The organism is Pseudorhodobacter antarcticus (assembly GCF_900110135.1).
GTDB lineage: Bacteria > Pseudomonadota > Alphaproteobacteria > Rhodobacterales > Rhodobacteraceae > Pseudorhodobacter > Pseudorhodobacter antarcticus.
Genome location: NZ_FOCO01000002.1, coordinates 21,775 through 39,155, shown reverse-complemented (window position 1 = coordinate 39,155; position 17,381 = coordinate 21,775). Strand labels below are relative to the sequence as shown.

Annotated in this window: 15 protein-coding genes and 1 riboswitch; of the genes, 6 read left to right on the top strand and 9 right to left on the bottom strand. The window is 59.2% G+C overall.

What is annotated here, in order from left to right; genetic code table 11:
- Window positions 1-6 precede the first annotated feature (6 nt).
- From BMY36_RS01180 to ftsY, 8 genes are all read right to left on the bottom strand, one after another.
- On the bottom strand, window positions 7-1,446 hold the full coding sequence (locus tag BMY36_RS01180; RefSeq protein ID WP_244888649.1) for a TrkH family potassium uptake protein: 1,440 nt from the start codon (window positions 1,444-1,446) through the stop codon (window positions 7-9).
- A 172-nt stretch (window positions 1,447-1,618) separates the two neighbouring features.
- Entirely contained in the window at window positions 1,619-2,686 is a 1,068-nt protein-coding gene (folE2, locus tag BMY36_RS01175; RefSeq protein ID WP_050518848.1) for a GTP cyclohydrolase FolE2, read from the bottom strand.
- A gap of 108 nt (window positions 2,687-2,794) precedes the next feature.
- Entirely contained in the window at window positions 2,795-3,247 is a 453-nt protein-coding gene (locus BMY36_RS01170; RefSeq protein ID WP_050518798.1) for a hypothetical protein, read from the bottom strand.
- Between the two features lie 6 nt (window positions 3,248-3,253).
- Window positions 3,254-4,435, bottom strand: a complete 1,182-nt coding sequence (gene metZ / locus BMY36_RS01165; protein WP_050518849.1) for an O-succinylhomoserine sulfhydrylase — start codon at window positions 4,433-4,435, stop codon at window positions 3,254-3,256.
- Between the two features lie 43 nt (window positions 4,436-4,478).
- Window positions 4,479-4,556, bottom strand: a riboswitch (SAM riboswitch).
- Window positions 4,557-4,630: 74 nt separating this feature from the next.
- Window positions 4,631-5,260, bottom strand: a complete 630-nt coding sequence (locus BMY36_RS19775; protein ID WP_175469227.1) for a hypothetical protein — start codon at window positions 5,258-5,260, stop codon at window positions 4,631-4,633.
- Between the two features lie 176 nt (window positions 5,261-5,436).
- Entirely contained in the window at window positions 5,437-6,054 is a 618-nt protein-coding gene (locus BMY36_RS01155; protein WP_050518800.1) for an inner membrane-spanning protein YciB, read from the bottom strand.
- 3 nt (window positions 6,055-6,057) lie between these two features.
- Window positions 6,058-6,957 carry an EamA family transporter gene (locus BMY36_RS01150; RefSeq protein ID WP_050518850.1) on the bottom strand — a complete coding sequence of 300 codons (900 nt, stop codon included), beginning with the start codon at window positions 6,955-6,957 and terminating at the stop codon, window positions 6,058-6,060.
- A gap of 64 nt (window positions 6,958-7,021) precedes the next feature.
- Entirely contained in the window at window positions 7,022-8,005 is a 984-nt protein-coding gene (ftsY, locus tag BMY36_RS01145) for a signal recognition particle-docking protein FtsY (protein ID WP_050518801.1), read from the bottom strand.
- Between the two features lie 156 nt (window positions 8,006-8,161).
- Between ftsY and BMY36_RS01140 the strand changes: the two genes are divergently transcribed.
- Window positions 8,162-9,214: an alkane 1-monooxygenase gene (locus BMY36_RS01140; protein WP_231579667.1), complete on the top strand. Its 1,053-nt coding sequence runs from the start codon at window positions 8,162-8,164 to the stop codon at window positions 9,212-9,214.
- 57 nt (window positions 9,215-9,271) lie between these two features.
- Window positions 9,272-9,673: a hypothetical protein gene (locus BMY36_RS01135; protein ID WP_050518802.1), complete on the top strand. Its 402-nt coding sequence runs from the start codon at window positions 9,272-9,274 to the stop codon at window positions 9,671-9,673.
- Window positions 9,674-9,679: 6 nt separating this feature from the next.
- Here BMY36_RS01135 and xseA read toward each other — a convergent pair whose 3' ends face one another.
- Window positions 9,680-11,263, bottom strand: coding sequence for an exodeoxyribonuclease VII large subunit (xseA, locus tag BMY36_RS01130; protein WP_050518852.1), 1,584 nt, complete (start codon window positions 11,261-11,263; stop codon window positions 9,680-9,682).
- 73 nt (window positions 11,264-11,336) lie between these two features.
- Here xseA and purD point away from each other — a divergent pair, with 73 nt between their 5' ends.
- From purD to BMY36_RS01110, 4 genes are all read left to right on the top strand, one after another.
- Window positions 11,337-12,599 carry a phosphoribosylamine--glycine ligase gene (purD, locus tag BMY36_RS01125; RefSeq protein ID WP_050518803.1) on the top strand — a complete coding sequence of 421 codons (1,263 nt, stop codon included), beginning with the start codon at window positions 11,337-11,339 and terminating at the stop codon, window positions 12,597-12,599.
- 134 nt (window positions 12,600-12,733) lie between these two features.
- A complete protein-coding gene (locus BMY36_RS01120; RefSeq protein ID WP_050518804.1) occupies window positions 12,734-13,993 on the top strand; it encodes an aspartate kinase in 1,260 nt (419 codons plus the stop codon).
- A 23-nt stretch (window positions 13,994-14,016) separates the two neighbouring features.
- Window positions 14,017-16,260 carry a phosphoenolpyruvate--protein phosphotransferase gene (locus BMY36_RS01115; RefSeq protein ID WP_050518805.1) on the top strand — a complete coding sequence of 748 codons (2,244 nt, stop codon included), beginning with the start codon at window positions 14,017-14,019 and terminating at the stop codon, window positions 16,258-16,260.
- A 147-nt stretch (window positions 16,261-16,407) separates the two neighbouring features.
- Complete coding sequence (locus BMY36_RS01110; RefSeq protein ID WP_050518806.1) at window positions 16,408-17,364, top strand: TAXI family TRAP transporter solute-binding subunit; 957 nt, start codon at window positions 16,408-16,410, stop codon at window positions 17,362-17,364.
- Window positions 17,365-17,381: the final 17 nt, after the last annotated feature.

The window sequence follows — 17,381 nt, the reverse complement described above, 5'->3', positions numbered from 1 at the left end:
CCCGCCTTATCGCCGCCAAAACGAGGGCAAAAGGATCACCATGATCGCCAGCAACCCCAACCGCCCCAGCAACATCGCCAAAGTCATGATCGCAATCGCGGCTTGCGGAAAATCAATAAACGTCCCCGTGCGCAACACCAGCGGGCCAAATCCATAGCCGACATTGCCCAAACTGGTCCAAACCGCAAACAGCGACGACAGCGTATCAACGCCCGTCAGCGACATCGCCACCGTCAGCACGCCCAAAATCACAATATACCCCGTAAAAAACAGGATCAGCCCGTTTAGCACGTCATTTTCCACCCGGCGGCCACCGTATTTCACCAACGCAACCGTGTTCGGGCGCGTAATTTGCGCCAAATGCGCGCGCAATGCTGCCAGCGCTATTTGCACGCGAAACACGCTTAACCCCGCCGCCGATGACCCCGAACACGCCCCCACCATGCCCACCAAAAAGGCCACGATCAACATGAACCCGCCCCAAGATGCAAAGGTGCCGGAAAAGAACCCGGTGCTGGACATGATCGACGTCAGGTTGAACAGCGATTGGCGAAACGCCGGTTCCCACGGCATACCCGCGTGGAAATGCTGCCACACCGTCACCATCACCACCGCCCCGCAGAGCCAGCGCAGATAGGCGCGCGCTTGTTCGTCTTGCCAAAATGGCCGCGCATCGCCGCGCAACATTTGCAAATAGCGCACATAGGGCAGCGACCCCAACAGCATAAACACCGTGCCCACATATTCGCCCGCGCCGGAATATTTCTCAAATGAGATGTCAGACGGCGAAAATCCTCCCGTCGCAATCGTCGCGGCCCCGTTCACAACCGCATCCAGCGCCGTCATGCCAATCAGCCCATATGCGCAGATGCACAACGCAGTCAAAATCACATAAACCCGCGCCAATTCCCGCGCAATATCGCGCGCGCGCGGCAGCGCTTTGCCAAAGGTATCAAACCCTTCGGTGCGGAAAAACTGCATGCCGCCAACCCGCATTAAAGGCAGGAAAATCATGGCGATAAACGCAATCCCAAGGCCGCCAAGCCAGTTCAGCATGCCCCGCCACAGGTTCATCCCGGCGGGCAATTGGTCCAGCCCGAAAATCACCGTGGCCCCCGTGGTGGTGATGCCCGAAACCGCCTCAAAATACGCATCTGAAAACGCCAGATGCGGCGCACCGATATAAAACGGCAGCGCCCCAAACAGCGGAAGCAGCGCCCAAATCCCTACGGTCAAAAGATACGCTTGTTTCAGCGACAGCGCGCCCCGCAGCGCATTGCGGGTGGACAGCACCACGCAGGCTCCCGTCAACCCAGTGATCAAAGCGCTTTCCAAAAATCGCAGCCCGTTGACCTGGCGATCGCCCAAATCAACCAACGCCGGCGCCATCATCAAAATGGCCAGAACGATCAGGATACGCCCGATCACATAGGCAACAGGGCGCATGTCTATCATGGTGGAATAATCGCTATGCCTGTGCAGGGGCGGCGTCAATTGGGGAAATTGGGGGCAATTAACAGTCTTGCAACAATCGCGTGATCAAGGCGCGTTTATTGCCGATCACCAAGGGCCGTTTGCCCCGCCCACCCATGCGGTGAACAGGGCAAAAACGGCCAAATTAACCGATATGAAACAATGTCGTGAACAGCTTGGGGTCAAGGCTGGTCGCGGCAAATGTGTCGCCAATCGTCAGCACACTGACCGCATCATGGCTGTGCAGGCTTTCTTGGTGGCTGGCGACAATCCTAAAATCACCCACGCGCGGGTCGGCCTGCAACTGCGCACAAAAACTGCGCGCCGCATCCTCCACAAAGATCGGGTTGGCGGCGTTCAACTCGGCAAAGGCTTGTTCATCCTCGCGCTTCACCATCACTTGCGTTTCCGTTGGCACCGCCGCCCGCGCAAGGTTGATAAGGTCCTCAAACCACAGGCAGTTATCGCCCACCAACTCCACCGATATCCGTGCAACCGACCGCTGGCTGTGCGGCGTGGCCAATTGCCCCCGCGTGCGCCGCGCATGTTCCGACAGTTCCAACGAACACGGGCATGTGCTGGAATAGACATAGTCCAGATGCATGATCGTCTTGCGCACGCCTCCCTGGTCCACCAACTCCAACGCGATATCGTAATATTGCCAACCCGCCAGCCCCGACCGCAGGCTTTCAATCTTTACCGGAAACGAAAACCGCATTTGAATTCGCGCATCGAAACTGTCCAGGTCACGCTTATAATCCTCCAAAGCACGCTCTATCACCTTATGGCTAAACGCTTGTTCCGCATGGGAATAAAACGACCGCATGATGCGGCTCATGTTAATGCCCTTCTTCTCGGCCTCCAAGCTGACCGACCCCGTGACGCTGGTTTCCAACACCACATCCGCCCCGTCGCGCACGTGATACCGGATCGGCAGGCGGAAATTGGAAATCCCCACATGCTGGATCAGGGTCTTTTCCCCCTTGATCAAGCTCGCCGGCCCGTTCTGCAAATCCGGCAGGCTGGCCTTATACGCCGCATCCACCACGAAATCCGCCGGGTAGTGCGCCGATAATTCAGGGTATCCACCTGCCAAAAACGCTTGTGCGCCCAACGCGGCCACCTCCCCCGCAGGCGCATCGCCCGCCCAGCGCTGCAACAGCGCCAACGCGGCCTCCGCCTCATCGCGGGTGGGGACTGCGTTTGGTTTCATCTGGACGTTCACGGCATATTCCCCTGCAAAGCGGCCCCAACAAAAGACCAAACCGCAACTTAGGGCGGTCCGTGGCAAATAGCAAATTTCTCTGGCGCTTTTTCGCCCTTAGGCTCTGCCACGCTCTGGCGTTGCGGGCCCAAAAGCCTTGCTGTGCCACGGCGCTTCTACAATCGCGTATTCGCTGTCGGCCACCAGCCAAACACCCCCCACCCGGCGCAGCACGGAAAACACCGGATAGGGTTGCTGCACCATAACATCGCGCGCAATCAACCGCGTTTCATGCGTGGAAAACACAGTGTCAGCATCTTGAAATTCAGCCGAGATGCAGGTCCGGCTTAACAGCGTCACTTGCAGTTTGTTAAAATGCGCGCGCACCGCATCAAACACCGACCGCACATCCTCTCGCGTTTGCAACAACCGCTTGCCGTCAAAGGTTTTCACATATTGCGGCAGCAAAAAATGCGGCGCAAACAGGTCAAAATCGCCGGACATCAGGCCAATGCCCGTCTGCTCCAGCGAATATTCCGCCACCTCTTTTGCCGTTGCAAAATCCCGCATCCACCCTCAAATGGCGGCCAACCCCGCCTGCAAATCTGCGATCAAATCCTGCGCATCTTCCAACCCAACCGACAGCCGGATCAACCCCGGCGTAATCCCCAAAACCGCCTTTTGCGCCTCGGGCAGCCGCTGGTGTGTCGTGGTCGCCGGGTGGGTCACGATGGACTTTGCATCGCCAAGGTTATTCGAAATCTTAATAATCTCAAGCGCGTTCATAAACCGGAACGCAGCGTCTTTGCCGCCCGCAATGTCAAACGCCAACATGGTGCCGCCCGATCCCATCTGGCGCGCCGCCAAATCCGCCTGTGGGTGGCTGTACAGGCCGGGATAAATCACGCGCGTCAACCGCGCGTCGCCTTCCAGCGCCGATGCCACCCGTGCCGCCGCTTCGGCCATCGCCCGGCAGCGCAAATCCAGCGTCACCATGCCGTTCAGCATAATCCACGCTGTAAACGGGCTCATCGACCCGCCGGTGTGCTTCATATACGGCTCCACCACGCCGCGAATAAAGTCACGCGTGCCGCAAATCACGCCGCCCAACGCGCGTCCCTGCCCGTCGATATGCTTGGTGGTCGAATACACCACCACATCCGCACCCTGCGCCACCGCGTTTGAAAAAATCGGCGTGGAAAACACATTGTCCACCACCACAATCGCGCCAACGCCGTGGGCAATTGCGGAAACCGCTTCTATATCCACCAGCTCCAGCGTCGGGTTCGACATCGACTCGAAAAACACCGCTTTGGTGCCGGGCACACAGGCCGCACGCCACTCCGCCAAATCCACCCCATCCACAAAGGTAACCTGCACGCCGTAGCGCGTCAAAACCTCCTCAAGGATATACAAACACGACCCAAACAGCGCCCGGCTGGACACCACATGATCGCCCGCGCGCAGCATCGACGTCAGCGCCCCCGATACCGCCGCCATCCCGCTGGCCGTTGCAAACGCATCCTCCGTGCCTTCAATCGCGGCAATCCGGTCCTCAAACATCCGCACCGTGGGGTTGCCATAGCGGGCATAGATAAACTCATCCGGCCCCGGTTTGATAAACCGCGCCTCCGCCGCCTCCGCACTCTCGTACACAAACCCTTGGGTCAGGAAAATCGCTTCCGCCATCTCGCCATACTGGCTGCGGCGGCTGCCTTCATGCACCAATTGCGTGCGCGTTTTCCACTCTTTGGTCATCTCGGGCCCCCGGCATAAAAATCCCGGCAACCCAGAAGGTGCCGGGGTCATGCCCGAACCCTCTTTAGCGGAATGTTTAACGTGGCCCGCAATCCGGTAACAAAGCGCCACGCGTCCCTAATACGCCGCCCGCCCGAAAACGTCAATGTAGGCTTTAGGGGCCCAGCTTTCGGGGTCACCTTTCGGGCGCGCCCGTCACGACCGCCGTTCAGGGTCCGGTGTCACCCAAAACACGGTGCGGAAAAACGCGGTCAACAACACATGATGCACCACGGGCAAAAAGGCGTAAAACACCACCCAGCCTTCCAGCGAAACGGCGGCAATCATGGTTTCATTCAACAAAATATAAATCAGGTGCAACACCAGCATCGCTTGCGTCAACTCGCGGGCATAAGGGGCATAAACCGCGCCCGGCCAATAGGCCCGCGCTGTTGAATAACTGCTGTCCATCGCATCAATCGCGAATAAAATCACAAAACCCGCGCTGATCATGCTGGGCACATGTTGGCAAAGTTCTGGGCTTTGCGCCGCAAAAATCACCGCGCCCGGAATCAAAAACGCCCCCACCATCCGCTTGCGCCCCGTACCTTCACGTCGCGCCTCGCGGGCAAATTGCGCCCGCCACCGCAGCGAAAACCGCGCGGTTTGGCACAGCACAAACGCCACCACAAAGGCGATATCGGGCTGGTCCGGCCACAATGTCCTACAGACCGGAAAGGCAATCAACAGCACCGCGGATGGCAGCATCACACGCGCTTCGATCATCGGAATTTTCTCAAACAATGCGGCAAAAATCCGCAAACTAATCCAAATGCGCCCGTCCATAAACCCCTCCTTTGGTGCCTCAAATTCGGGCATAGGGGGGGATTTTGGCAGAGTTGCGGCGCAAATGTGCCGCCACACCACAGCTGCGATCCGCGCGATCAAAGACAAAGATAGGGTTAATGAAAAAAACAGTTTCTTTTTATATCAATATCTTAACTTGCGCATCGCGCGCGATTTCACGCATCTTCCTTTGGTGGTTCAATGCCGTATTTCGAAAAAACTCGGGATTGCGTCATGAAAAACAAAAACAGCGCGGCGGTCAGGCCAAAGGTTTTGAAATTCACCCAAGCTTCGGTCGAAAACCCGCGCCAAACCACCTCATTAAGCACGGCAAGCAGAACGAAAAAACCAACCAATCTCTTGGTAATAATCATCCACCCCGCCTGTTCCATCGGCAAAACCTCTCCCATCAAAACCTTAAGATAGCTTTCGCCCCGCCACAGCCCAAACCCCAAAATCGCTGCAAACAGCGCGTAAATAATCGTGGGTTTCATCTTGAAAAACCGCTCATCATTCAGCCAAACCGACAGGCCGCCAAACACCGTGACCAGCACCACGGTCAAAATCTGCATTTTCGACAGCTTGCCCGTCAGCGCCCATAAAATTCCCGTGGTCAGCAGCATCAGGGGAATGAAAGCCGCCGTGACCACGATAAACCCATCATATTCGGTGCCCCCAATCGTGAACACCTCATCCTTCAGTTTGATATAGCCAATGAAAAATGCCGCCACCGGGCCCAGTTCCAGCAGCATTTTCACGCCGCCGCTGACCTTTTTTTCTGCCTTGTCTGCCATGTCCTACCCCATCACTTCCACAATAACCGCCCCCGCCGCAATTAACGCCATCAGCCCCAATTGAACCCGCGTGACGCGTTCTTTCAACACCAGCCACCCAATCAGCGCCGCAAAAACGGTGGATGTTTCGCGCAGCACCGCCGCCTCACCCACCTTATCCAGCCGCGTTGCCATCAAGATGGACCCGAAACTGAAAAATGCAACAAAGGCCCCCAAAAGCCCCCGCTTCAACAGCGGCCCCACCTCATGCCACGCCAGCGCCGCCAATTGCCGCCGCATCACCAGCGGCATGAAAACACCGTCAAACATGAAAAACCACGCAAGAAACGTGAACGGGTCATAGGTCGCGCGAATTCCATACGCATCATAGGTCGTGTAAAGCGCCACAAACGCCCCCGTCGCCACCGCATAGAAAAGCGCTTGCACCAGCGTGTCGCGCGCCACGACCACATAGCGCAGATTATACACCGCCAGCCCGAATATCCCGGCAAGCAGCGTGGCAAGCCCCACCCATTGCCCAAAGGTGAAGCGTTCATCAAACACCACCATCGCACCCAAAACCGCAAACAACGGCCCCGTGCCCCGCACAACCGGATAGACCACCGTATAAGCGCCACGGCTGTAGGTCATCGCTTGCAGGTATTTATAGACCGCGTGAATGACCACCGCGCCTGCGAAAATCAGCCACATATGCGGCTCCGGCCACGGCACCAAAAACAGCGCAAAAGGGGCCGCGATCAAGCCGTAACAGCCATCAATCGCCGCGCGCGAAATCCACGGATCATGCTTGCCCTTTTGCAGCGCCCCAAACAGCGCATGTAAAACGGCGGCCAAAAGCGCAAGGGCCAGCGCAAGGTCGTGACCCGCAGTGGTCCCTTCTAAGGCGCGTATCCAGTCGCTCACTCGACGCAGCGGGGGGCCAGCCCCCCGCACCCCCCGGGATATTTAGAAACAGAAAAAGAGGGTGTCACTTGTCGAGGCCTACAAGCGCGTTTGCGAAATCTTGCGGGTCAAAGGGGGAAAGATCGTCGATTTGTTCGCCCACCCCGATCGCATGAATGGGCAGGCCGAATTTATCGGCCAGCGCCACCAGCACGCCGCCTTTGGCCGTGCCGTCCAGCTTGGTCATCACAAGGCCCGTCACATCTGCCAGATTGCGAAAAATCTCAACCTGGTTGATCGCATTTTGGCCCGTGGTCGCGTCCAAAACCAGCAAGGTGTTGTGCGGCGCGTCGGGGTCTTTTTTGCGGATAACGCGGACGATTTTGGTCAACTCCTCCATCAAGTCTGCGCGATTTTGTAGGCGGCCTGCGGTGTCGATCAACAAAAGGTCTGCGCCGCTTTCCTGCGCCTTGGTCATCGCATCAAAGGCAAGGCTGGCGGGGTCGGACCCTTCGGGCGCGGTGAGGACCGGAACGCCCGCGCGGGTGCCCCAGACCTGCAGCTGTTCCACCGCCGCCGCACGAAACGTGTCGCCCGCCGCGATCACCACCGTTTTGCCTGCCGCCTTGAACTGGCTGGCCAGCTTGCCGATTGTCGTGGTTTTGCCCGACCCGTTGACCCCCACAACCAGCACCACTTGCGGGCGCTTGGCATAGATGGGCATCGGGCGGGCGACGGGTTCCATGATCCGCGCCACCTCATCAGCCAAGGCTTGTTTGATTTCCACCACGGATACTTTTTTGCCCATCCGCCCTTCGGCGATGTTGGCCGCGACCCGCAGTGCGGTATCGACGCCCATATCTGCGGCGATCAGCACCTCCTCCAACCCCTCCAGCATTGCGTCGTCAAATTCACGTTTCACCGCGTCAGGTTGCTGCCCGATCAAGCGCCCCAAAATCCCCGGTTTGGGCGCATCGGGCGCATCTACTGCCACAATCGCCTCCACCCCTTCGGTGATTTTATCCGAGGAGCGGAACATCTTGTCGCGGAGTTTTTTCAGGAATGACATCGCGGTTCCTTGCACTGCAGGCGGTTTCCTTTCCCCTATCCAATCTGGCCGCGCAGGGAAAGGGCTTTGCCCGCGCAAAACCTGCGATCATTTTGCTTTCCTTAACCCGTCGCATGGTTATGTTGTGAAGCGTTGTTTATTCGCCAAAGGCCCGCCATGCCCAAACTGCCGCAAATGCCGCTGTTCGCCCTTGCTGCCCTGCTGCCTTTTGGGTTGATCTGCATGGCTGCGATCACGGGCGGGCTGTGGGTTTGGGCCGCGGTGCTGTACATGGGGGTTTTGACGGCGGGGCTGGACCAATTGCTGCGGCTAACCTTGCCTGACGCGCCACAGGGGGCGGAGTTTCCGGCCGCCGATGCTTTGTTGATCGTGTTGGCCTTTGCGCATCTGGCGGCGTTCGGGCTGGTTGTTTGGGCGTTGGCGAGCGACAGCGGGCTGCGCGTGGGAGAGCGGATTTTGCTTGGCCTTGCCGCCGGGCAATGGTTTGGTCAAGTTTCCAACCCCACTGCGCATGAATTGATCCACCGCGGCCACCGCGCGCTGTATGCTTTGGGTGTGGTGGTTTACGCGACGATGCTGTTTGGGCACCACGCCTCGGCGCACCGCCTTGTGCATCACCGCCATGCCGCCAGCGCGGATGATCCCAATTCCGCACGAGAGGGGGAGACGTTTTACGGCTTTTGGCTGCGCGCATGGCGGGGGTCGTTCCTGTTGGGCCTGCAGGCAGAAACCGCGCGGCGGGTGGGCAAGCCGGGACCGCATCCCTATTGGATTTACGCGCTTTTGTCGCTGGCGTCGCTGGGTGCTGGGTTTGCGATCGCAGGCCTGCCGGGGGTGGCGGTATGGGCCTTGTTGGCGGTTTACGGCCACAGCCAATTGTTGTTGGCCGATTACGTCCAGCACTATGGCCTGACCCGCGCGCGACTGCTAAATGGCAAGTTGGAGCCGGTGCATGAGGCCCACAGTTGGAACGCGCCCCAGTGGTTTTCATCGGCTTTGATGCTGAATGCGCCGCGCCATTCGGACCATCACACCCATCCCAGCCGCCCCTATCCGGCACTGCGCATGCCACCCGAAACTGCAGCGCCTTATTTGCCCTATCCACTGCCGATTTGTTGCACTTTGGCGCTGGCCCCGCGCCTGTGGCAGCGCATTATGGACCGGCGTTTGGTCAAATGGCGCAACATGCAGGCCCAAACGGCGCTGTGACTGGCCATTTCGTTTTGGCTGGGGCATAATTTGCAAAACTAATGACAGGATCCCCCCATGCGCGCGACCTTTCTTTGTGCCCTGCTTGCCCTGACGCCTGCCCATCTGGCACAGGCCGAAACGCCGCTGACCGCCACCGAATTTGACGCCTATACGCAAGGCAAAACCATCTTTTTCTCCTCTCAAGGAGAGGCGTATGGGGTCGAGCAATATCTGTCGAACCGCCGCGTGCGATGGGCGTTTATTGATGACACCTGCCGCATTGGGCATTGGTATTCTGATGCTGCCAACATCTGCTTTGTCTATAAACAAGACGCCACGCCGCAATGCTGGGAGTTTTATCTGACCAACGGCAAACTGCGCGCGCTGTTCACATCAAACCTGCCCGCGACGGAGCTGTTTGAGACAGGGCAAACCACCCAGCCTTTGGCCTGCACCGGGCCGGATGTTGGGGTTTAGCACAGGTTAAAACAGGCTGCCTTGTCCGCCCGGCGGCGTTGCTGGGGTGGGTTTTGTGGGCTTTGTCCGGGGCGCGGTTGCAAAGCGACCATCGTGGAATTCGATTTCCAGCGCGCCTGCGGTTTCGGCGGCAAACCGAGTGGTGATCACCCCATCGCTGTCGCGCACAACAGCATACCCACGCCGCAGGGTTTCGGCATATCCCAGCGTTTGGCGCGTGCGGTCCAGCGCGTCCAGGCGTTTGGACAAACTGTCCAAGCGCAGGGCGGGTGCGGCTTGCAGCCGTTTGTCCAGCATCAATAATTTCTCACGCGTGCGGGTAATATCGCGCCCTGCATCCGCAAAGGCGCGGGTCAAAGCAGGGGCAAGACGGGCGGACAGCAGGGCCAAACGCTCTGCCGCGCGGTCCATCCGGCGGGTTTGGGCAGCGGTCAACGCGCGGTCACGTTCGGCCAACCGATCATGTCTGCGCGCCACCAAATCCAGCAGCAAGCGGGGCCGCATGGGGGCTGCAATCCGGTCCAATCGCGCGCGTTTGGCGCTGGTGGCCAAAACCAAAGCCCCGCCCAACCGCCCCGACCACAGATCAAACCGCTGTGCCGCCGCCACCGTCAAACTGTCCAAACGCGGCAGCGCACGCCCCAAATCGCGCAGGCGTTGGCCGCGCGCGCCCACCCCTTGCACCACGGCACGCAACAGCCGCGCGCCCTGCCCGTCCAGCCCCGCAATCAATTCCATCCGCACGGGCACGGCCATTTCGGCGGCTGCCGTGGGGGTGGGGGCGCGGCGGTCGCTGGCGTAATCAATCAACGTGGTGTCGGTTTCGTGCCCCACCGCCGAAATCAGCGGGATTTGGCTGTCGGCCGCCGCGCGCACCACAATTTCCTCGTTAAAGCCCCACAAATCCTCCAGCGAGCCACCGCCGCGTGCGACGATGATCAGGTCGGGGCGCGGCACGGGGCCGCCCGGCGCAATGGCGTTAAAGCCGCGAATGGCCGCTGCCACCTCTGCCGCGCACGCTTGGCCTTGCACCGCCACGGGCCAAATCAGCACATGGCGCGGAAAACGGTCGCGCAAACGGTGCAAAATATCGCGGATTACGGCACCCGAAGGCGAGGTAACCACCCCAATCACACTTGGCAAATAGGGCAAGCGGCGTTTGCGCGCCTCATCAAACAACCCCTCAGCCGCCAGTGATTTGCGCCGCGCCTCCAGCATCGCCATCAACGCGCCGGCCCCTGCGGGCGACACATCTTCGACAATCAACTGATATTTCGACTGGCCGGGAAAGGTGGTCATGCGCCCAGTGGCGATGACTTCCATCCCTTCCTCCGGCCTCACCTGCATTTTGGCGACTTGGCCTTTCCAACTGATCGCGGCGATCACCGAACGGTCGTCTTTTAGGTCAAAATACATATGCCCCGATGCGGGCCGCGACACGCGCCCAACCTCACCGCGCACGCGGACAAGGCCAAATTCGCCTTCAATCACGCGCTTTACCGCACCCGACAGTTCGGACACGGTAAATTCCGGCGAATTGCCGCTTGGCGCCACGACTGAACCGGGCCCATCTTCAAACATATCAGACATTTGGCGGCCTTCTTGTGATCTGCGTGGCCACACCATAGAACGCGAGGCAACAAAGGCCAAGCGGGGGCGCGCAATGAATATCTTGATTTTGGGCAGTGGCGGGCGGGAACACAGCCTTGCTTGGGCGTTCAAGCAAAACCCGAAATGCGATCGGTTGATTGTGGCGCCGGGCAATGCGGGGATTGCATCCATCGCGGAATGTGCGGATTTTGACGTGATGGACGGGGCCGCCGTGGTGGTGTTTTGCGCCGAAAACGCGGTGGATTTTGTGGTTGTGGGGCCAGAGGCACCGCTGGCCGCTGGCGTGACCGATGCCACGCGCGCAGCGGGGATTTTAACCTTTGGCCCGTCAGCTGCCGCCGCAAAGCTGGAAGCGTCAAAGGCGTTCACCAAGGAAATTTGTGATGCATGCAACGCCCCCAACGCCGCCTATGCGCGGTTCACCGATGCGGCGGCCGCGCGTGATTATGTCACCGCTCACGGCGCGCCATTGGTGATCAAGGCCGATGGGCTGGCCGCTGGCAAAGGCGTGATTATGGGCATGACGCTGCCGGAGGCGCTGGCCGGGATTGATGAGATTTTTGGCGGCGCATTCGGGGCTGCAGGCACGGAAGTGGTGATTGAAGAATTTATGGAGGGCGAGGAGGCCAGCCTGTTCATTCTGTCGGATGGGGTGACGTGCCTGCCCATCGGCACCGCCCAAGACCACAAGCGCGTGGGCGATGGCGACACCGGGCCAAACACCGGCGGCATGGGCGCATATTCGCCCGCACCGGTGCTGAGTGATGCAATTTTGGAACAAGCAATGGCCAAAATTGTGCGCCCAACTGTCGCGGAAATGGCACGGCGCGGCACCCCGTTTGAAGGAGTTTTGTACGCTGGCCTGATGATCAAGGACGGCCACGCGCGGTTGGTGGAATATAACGTACGCTTTGGCGACCCGGAGGCGCAGGTTTTGATGATGCGGCTGGGCGCGCAGGCGCTGGACTTGCTTTTGGCCTGCGCGCGCGGAGATTTGGCAACGGCACAGGTGAATTGGGCAAACGACCACGCGCTATGCGTGGTGATGGCCGCGAACGGATACCCCGGCACGCCGCAAAAAGGCACTGTGATCAATGGGGTGGACAGGCTGCTTGCCGACAGTTTCAACATGGTGTTTCATGCAGGCACCGCGCTGCAGGACGCGGATTTGGTGGCGGCAGGGGGCCGCGTGTTGAATGTGACCGCGCGCGGCGATACTCTTGCTGCAGCGCAAGCGCGGGCTTATGACATGGTGGACCGCATTGATTGGCCGGGTGGGTTCTGCCGCCGCGACATCGGCTGGCGTGCGCTGTAGCGGCGTCAAGAGAGGTATTTAAGCCAAGACGAATACCAAGGACGCCGCTTTGATCCGCCCTTGCGCCCATATCTTTTGACTCATAAAAGCGTGGCGTAATTTGGGGCCATGCCTTTGGGGCCGTGGGAGGGACCATGCCGCTTCTTGTGATGAAATTCGGGGGCACCTCGGTGGCCGATCTGGAGCGCATTAAAAATGCAGCGGCCAAGGTCAAGCGTGAGGTGGAGCGCGGCCATGACGTGATTGTCATTGTCAGCGCAATGTCGGGCAAAACCAATGAGTTGGTGGGCTGGGTTGAAGGCACATCGCCTTTGTATGACGCGCGCGAATATGATGCGATTGTGTCGTCGGGTGAAAATGTGACCGCAGGTTTGATGGCATTGACTTTGCAGGAAATGGATGTGCCCGCGCGGTCGTGGCAAGGGTGGCAAGTGCCGATCAACACCACATCGGCCCATGCATCCGCACGGTTTGAATCCATCCCTGCCGCCAATATCAACGCGAAATTTGCCGAAGGGTTTAAGGTCGCGGTTGTCGCCGGTTTTCAGGGCGTCAGCCCCGAGGGGCGCATCACCACATTGGGGCGCGGCGGATCGGACACCACCGCCGTCGCCTTTGCCGCCGCGTTTGGTGCGGAACGTTGTGATATTTATACAGATGTGGACGGCATTTATACCACCGACCCGCGCATCACATCAAAGGCCCGCAAGTTGGACCGCATCGCGTTTGAGGAGATGCTGGAACTGGCCTCCCTTGGTGCAAAGGTTCTGCAAACTCGGTCTGTTGAACTTGCTATGCGCTATAAAGTGCGGCTGCGGGTTTTATCCTCATTCGAGGATACGAATGACACTTCTGGCACTCTGGTCTGTGACGAGGATGAAATCATGGAATCGAAAGTTGTATCCGGCGTTGCCTATAGCCGCGATGAGGCGAAGATCACTTTGGTCACTGTTGAAGATCGCCCCGGCATCGCCGCCGCGATTTTTGGCCCGCTGTCAGAGGCGGGCGTGAACGTCGATATGATCGTCCAAAATATATCGGAGCGCGATTACGACGATCACCCCGGCGCCGTGACGGATATGACATTTTCCTGCCCGGTCAACCAAGTGCCGCGCGCGCGCAAAGCGATGGAAGATGCCAAAGCGGCAGGTCACATCAACTATGACGAATTGAATGTGGACACCGATGTGGCCAAAGTATCGGTCGTGGGCATCGGCATGCGGTCACACGCAGGGGTTGCAGCGACTATGTTTAAGGCGCTTTCGACCGAGAATGTGAATATAAAGGTTATTTCTACGTCCGAGATCAAAATCTCAGTCTTGATTGACAGGAAATATATGGAACTTGCCGTGCAGGCGCTGCATGATGCCTTTGAATTGGACAAGGCGGGATAAGCCGCAGATCCAAGCGGGGGAATATGCCGGAACGCAACGAAAGCGATAGCCGCAAACTGCTGAAACGGTTGCGCGACAGTTTGGCAGAACCCGGTCAGGGCCAAGAACGGCTGGACCGGATCACCAGCCTGATCGCGGATTCGATGCGCACCGAAGTGTGTTCCATCTATTTGTTCCGCGACGCTGACACGCTGGAATTGTGCGCCACCGAAGGGTTGCGACCAGAATCCGTTCACCAAACCCGCCTGCGTCTGGGCGAGGGGTTGGTGGGCCGCGTCGCCAAATCCACCACGCCGATCAACACCGCCAATGCCCCTGCCGAAAAAGGCTTTCGTTTCATGCCCGAAACGGGGGAGGAGGTGTTTTCCTCGTTCCTTGGCGTGCCTGTACAGCGGGTGGGCGAAAAGCTGGGCGTTTTGGTGGTGCAATCGCGCGCCGCGCGCCAGTTTTTGGATGATGAGGTGTACGCACTGGAAGTCGTCGCCATGGTGCTGGCAGAGATGACAGAGCTGGGCGCGTTCATCGGCGAAGGCGAGGCGCTGGGGGCCTTGCACAAGCAGCCCATCATGTTTCGCGGCGCCACGGGCCAAGAGGGCAGCGCCGAAGGTCATGTTTGGCTGCATGAGGCGCGGGTCGTTGTAACCAACCCCGTGGCCGATGATCCGGCCGCGGAAACCGACCGTATCCGTGCCGCCGTGGGGGAATTGCGCGTGTCGGTCGATGATCTTCTTGGCGCGCAAAGCCTTGATAAAGATCAAAAACAAGTGCTAGAGGCGTACCGCATGTTCGCCCATTCGCGCGGTTGGCTGCGCCGGATGGAGGAGGATATTCAAGCAGGCCTTTCGGCCGAAGCGGCGGTGGAAAAGGAACAATCGACCACCCGCGCGCGCTTGTCCCAAGTGCCCGACGCTTATTTGCGCGACCGTTTGCACGACCTTGATGACCTGTCCAACCGCCTGTTGCGCATCCTGACCGGGCAAGGCCATGACACCGGGGCTGCGATGCCCGAAAACCCAGTTTTGGTTGCGCGCAACATTGGCCCCGCCGAACTGCTGGAATATGGCCGCAAACTGCGCGGCGTTGTGCTGTCCGAAGGGTCGGTTGGCAGCCATGCCGCGATTGTGGCGCGCGCGCTGGCGATTCCTTTAGTCATCCACGCGAATGGCATTGTGGCGCAGGCCCTGAACGGCGACGCCATTTTGGTCGATGGCGACCAAGGCATCGCCCACTTGCGCCCCGAAGAATCGGTGGCCGCCGCATTCCGCGATAAAATCGCCATGCAAACCCAAGCGCAACAGCGCTATGCGGGCCTGCGCGATTTGCCCGCCCTGTCGCGTGACGGGCGCACCATTGGGTTGCAAATGAACGCAGGTCTGATGGCGGATTTGCCCAGCTTGGAGGGGTCTGGCGCCGATGGTGTTGGCCTGTTTCGCACCGAATTGCAGTTTTTGATCCGCAATAAAATGCCCAAACGCGATGAACTCGCACGCCTTTATGCCCGCGTGATTGATGCCGCAAATGGCCGCCGCGTGGCGTTTCGCACGCTCGATATTGGGTCGGACAAAGTGCTGCCCTATATGAAACCGCAGGATGAACCCAACCCCGCGATGGGCTGGCGTGCAATCCGTGTGGGCCTTGATAAACCCGGCGTGCTGCGGATGCAGGCGCAGGCCCTTATTCGCGCCTCTAACGGGCGGCCTTTGTCGATCATGTTTCCGTTCATCGCCGAACATGTGGAATTTATCACCGCCCGCGCCCATGTGCTGGACCAATTGGACCGCGAGGCGGCAATGGGCCACCCCACGCCCAGAGCCATCGAAATCGGCGCCATGCTGGAAACCCCCAGCCTTGCCTTTGCCCCCCGCGCGTTTTTTGAAGCGACTGATTTCGTCTCTATCGGCGGCAACGACCTCAAGCAGTTTTTCTTTGCCGCTGATCGCGAAAATGAACGGGTGCGCCGCCGCTATGACACACTGAACGCGTCTTTCCTTGGGTTTATCGCCCAAATCGTCGCGCGTTGCACCGACACACAAACCCCGCTGTCTTTTTGCGGCGAGGATGCTGGCCGCCCTGTCGAGGCGGTCTGTCTGGCCGCGATGGGCCTGCACACGCTGTCGATGCGCCCGGCCTCCATCGGTCCGGTAAAAAGCCTTATCCGCCGCACCGATCTGGCCGCCTTACGCGCTGTGATTGATGAAAACTGCGCCGCAGGTGTCGAAACCGTGCGCCCGGCGGTGATGGACTTTTTGGCCCGCCAAACCGACTAAGGCGGCGTTCCGCCAGTCGTTTGGCGGCCCCCCGCCTGTCCTTTTCCCCAAGTTTCGCTAAAAATGGTTGAGTCGGGGCGCACCGCCCCCCACACTACCCTATGATCACGCGTCAAACAGCGTGGCACCACCTTGGAGGAGGATCCTATGACAAAACTCACCGCAAATCTGCGGGCTTTGCTTGCTGGCGCTGCCATTGCAACTGCCCCCGCCGCCGCATCGGCGCAAGAATTCATCAACGTCCTGACAGGCGGCACGTCGGGCGTCTATTACCCCGTCGGCTCCGCGCTCGCGACCCTTTATGGCGCGAATATTCCAGACGTGCAGGCACAGGTCCAATCGACCAAGGCAAGCGTTGAAAACCTGAACCTGTTGCAACAGGGCAAAGGCGAATTGGCGCTGGCGCTTGGCGATTCGGTGAAATTCGCGTGGGAAGGCAACGCCGAAGTCGGCTTTCCAGCGCCTTTGACAAAACTGCGCGGCATTGCTGCGGCTTATCCAAACTTCATCCAGATCGCTGCGACCGCTGACAGCGGCATCAAAACGCTGGCCGATTTGGCGGGCAAAAGCCTGTCTGTCGGCGCGCCAAAATCAGGCACCGAACTGAACGCGCGGGTGATTTTAGAGGCGGCAGGCATGGCCTATACCGACATGGCAAAGGTCGAATATCTGCCCTTCGCGGAATCGGTTGAATTGCAGAAAAACCGTCAGCTGGATGCGACCTTGCAATCGGCGGGTATGGGCGTCGCCTCGATCAAGGATTTGGCAACATCCATGCCCACCCAGATCGTATCCATCCCCGCTGATGTGGTCGAAAAACTGGGTGCGCCGTTCGTGGTCGGCACCATTCCCGCTGGCACCTATGAAGGTCAGACCGAAGATGTGCCCACCGCCGCCGTGATGAACTTTTTTGTCACGCATGAAGATGTGTCTGATGAAACCGCCTATCAAATGACCAAGCTGATGTTTGAAAACCTGCCGTTGCTGGTGGCCGCCCACGCGTCTGCCGGGGCCATCGGTCTGGAAACCGCGCTGACAGGCATGCCAATTCCGCTGCATTCGGGTGCGGAACGCTACTACCGCGAAGTTGGCGTGATCAAGTAACCTGTCACCCGGCATCC

Excerpts from the sequence above, each read along its gene's own strand:
- BMY36_RS01115 (WP_050518805.1), top strand. The coding sequence starts at position 14,017 with ATGCCGGAACGCAACGAAAGCGATAGCCGCAAACTGCTGAAACGGTTG.
- BMY36_RS01180 (WP_244888649.1), bottom strand. The coding sequence starts at position 1,446 with ATGCGCCCTGTTGCCTATGTGATCGGGCGTATCCTGATCGTTCTGGCC.
- ftsY (WP_050518801.1), bottom strand. The coding sequence starts at position 8,005 with ATGTCATTCCTGAAAAAACTCCGCGACAAGATGTTCCGCTCCTCGGAT.
- BMY36_RS01120 (WP_050518804.1), top strand. The coding sequence starts at position 12,734 with ATGCCGCTTCTTGTGATGAAATTCGGGGGCACCTCGGTGGCCGATCTG.
- BMY36_RS19775 (WP_175469227.1), bottom strand. The coding sequence starts at position 5,260 with ATGGACGGGCGCATTTGGATTAGTTTGCGGATTTTTGCCGCATTGTTT.
- folE2 (WP_050518848.1), bottom strand. The coding sequence starts at position 2,686 with ATGAAACCAAACGCAGTCCCCACCCGCGATGAGGCGGAGGCCGCGTTG.
- BMY36_RS01170 (WP_050518798.1), bottom strand. The coding sequence starts at position 3,247 with ATGCGGGATTTTGCAACGGCAAAAGAGGTGGCGGAATATTCGCTGGAG.
- BMY36_RS01110 (WP_050518806.1), top strand. The coding sequence starts at position 16,408 with ATGACAAAACTCACCGCAAATCTGCGGGCTTTGCTTGCTGGCGCTGCC.
- xseA (WP_050518852.1), bottom strand. The coding sequence starts at position 11,263 with ATGTCTGATATGTTTGAAGATGGGCCCGGTTCAGTCGTGGCGCCAAGC.
- purD (WP_050518803.1), top strand. The coding sequence starts at position 11,337 with ATGAATATCTTGATTTTGGGCAGTGGCGGGCGGGAACACAGCCTTGCT.
- metZ (WP_050518849.1), bottom strand. The coding sequence starts at position 4,435 with ATGACCAAAGAGTGGAAAACGCGCACGCAATTGGTGCATGAAGGCAGC.
- BMY36_RS01135 (WP_050518802.1), top strand. The coding sequence starts at position 9,272 with ATGCGCGCGACCTTTCTTTGTGCCCTGCTTGCCCTGACGCCTGCCCAT.
- BMY36_RS01155 (WP_050518800.1), bottom strand. The coding sequence starts at position 6,054 with ATGGCAGACAAGGCAGAAAAAAAGGTCAGCGGCGGCGTGAAAATGCTG.
- BMY36_RS01140 (WP_231579667.1), top strand. The coding sequence starts at position 8,162 with ATGCCCAAACTGCCGCAAATGCCGCTGTTCGCCCTTGCTGCCCTGCTG.